Source organism: Streptomyces sp. M-16 (assembly GCF_052114405.1).
GTDB lineage: Bacteria > Actinomycetota > Actinomycetes > Streptomycetales > Streptomycetaceae > Streptomyces.
This window is the reverse complement of record NZ_JBFRER010000337.1, coordinates 1-480: the sequence shown is the minus strand read 5'-3', so window position 1 is coordinate 480 and position 480 is coordinate 1. Positions and strand designations below refer to the sequence as shown.

Here is a 480-nt window from a genome sequence, read left to right as displayed (position 1 = left end):
GTGCTTGAGTAACCTAAAAATAATAGGAAAGAAATCGTTAAGGGCGTATGGCGGATGCCTAGGCTTTCAGAGGCGACGAAGGACGTGGTAAGCTGCGAAAAGCTCGGGGGATTGGCACACACGAATTGATCCCGAGATGTCCGAATGGGGCAACCCGGCATGTTGAAGACATGTCACTTTAAATTTATTTAAAGAGCAAACCCGGAGAACTGAAACATCTAAGTACCCGGAGGAAAAGAAATCGAAGAGATTCCGTAAGTAGTGGCGAGCGAACGCGGATTAGCCCAAAAGTCTTTATATATTTAGAAGAATGTTCTGGAAAGAACAGCCATAGACGGTGATAGCCCGGTATTCGAAAGGTATACATAGATGATAAATGAGTATGGCGGGACACGTGAAATCCTGTCTGAATATGGGGGGACCATCCTCCAAGGCTAAATACTCCTGAAAGACCGATAGTGAACAAGTACTGTGAAGGAA

The 480-nt window shown here is 45.2% G+C and carries 1 rRNA gene; it reads left to right on the top strand.

Features of this window, described 5'->3' with window-relative positions:
- Positions 1 to 27 precede the first annotated feature (27 nt).
- Positions 28 to 480, top strand: a 23S ribosomal RNA gene (locus tag AB4039_RS42440); the annotation flags it as partial.